The 330-nt window shown below is 61.8% G+C and carries 1 pseudogene; it reads right to left on the bottom strand.

Going from position 1 to position 330, the window contains the following annotated elements:
• Window positions 1-330 (bottom strand): annotated as a pseudogene (locus AC1RJY_RS24020) (cell wall anchor protein); the annotation flags it as partial.

Raw genomic sequence — 330 nt, 5'->3', positions numbered from 1 at the left:
CGAACCAATGCCGTCAGAACCGGAGGTGGAAGCACCCGACGTAGCCGGAGCCGAAGTACCAGTCGAACCAGCACCAGTATTCGCGGCGGACGAGTCACCCAGCAGACCAGCGGAGGTCGAACCAAGGTTCACCGGAGCGGTGATCGGAGCAACAATCTGGGTTCCCGAACCAATGCCGTCAGAACCGGAGGTGGAAGCACCCGACGTAGCCGGAGCCGAAGTACCAGTCGAACCAGCACCAGTGTTCGTGGCCGACGAGTCACCCAGCAGACCAGCCGAGGTCGAACCAAGGTTTACCGGAGCCGTGATCGGAGCAACAACCTGGGTTCC

The organism is Arthrobacter sp. GW822-FHT05G07, assembly GCF_058799755.1.
This window is presented reverse-complemented; position numbering and strand designations above follow the sequence as displayed.